General features: G+C 50.6%; 1 protein-coding gene. It reads right to left on the bottom strand.

All coding sequences use genetic code 11. The annotated features are described in order from the left end of the window. On the bottom strand, positions 1 to 896 hold an 896-nt coding region (locus F0265_RS24475; RefSeq protein ID WP_253809550.1), incomplete at both ends, for a thiamine pyrophosphate-dependent enzyme.

Raw genomic sequence — 896 nt, forward strand, 5'->3', positions numbered from 1 at the left:
GCCGTCATACCGAATTCACGTACACCGTAGTGGATGTAGTTACCCGACGCATCTTCAGCCGATACCGACTTAGAACCAGACCACATAGTTAGGTTAGAAGGTGCTAGGTCAGCAGAGCCGCCTAGGAATTCAGGTAGCATTTGACCAAACGCTTCTAGTGCGTTTTGAGACGCTTTACGTGATGCGATGTTTGCAGGGTTTGCTTGAAGGTCAGCAATGATTTGTGTTGCTTTCTCTTCCCACTCTGCTGGCAGTTCACCGTTTAGACGACGCTTAAGTTCTGCAGCTTCTGCAGGGTACGCTGCTGCGTACGCGTCAAACTTCGCATTCCACGCTGCTTCTTTCGCTGCGCCCGCTTCTTTTGCATCCCACTGCGCGTAAACGTCTGCTGGGATTTCAAAAGGACCGTGTTCCCAACCTAGCTGTTTACGAGTTGCTGCAATTTCGTCAGCGCCTAGTGGTGCACCGTGACAGTCGTGTGAACCAGATTTGTTTGGAGAACCAAAACCGATGATGGTCTTAGTACAGATTAGCGTAGGACGTGAGTCCGCTTTCGCTGCTTCAATCGCTGCGTTGATCGCTTCTGGATCGTGACCGTCTACTGCTGGGATTACGTGCCAACCGTACGCTTCGAATCGCTTAGGTGTGTCGTCAGAGAACCAACCTTCCACTTCACCATCAATAGAGATGCCGTTGTCATCCCAGAACGCGATTAGCTTACCAAGACCTAGCGTACCTGCTAGAGAACACGCTTCATGAGAGATACCTTCCATCAGACAGCCGTCACCCATGAATGCATAAGTGAAGTGGTCAACGATGTCGTGGCCTTCTTTGTTGAATTGTGCTGCTAGAGTTTTCTCAGCCAGCGCCATACCTACCGCGTTAGTGATACCTTG

The sequence above is a fragment of the Vibrio sp. RE88 genome (genome assembly GCF_013113835.1).
GTDB lineage: Bacteria > Pseudomonadota > Gammaproteobacteria > Enterobacterales > Vibrionaceae > Vibrio.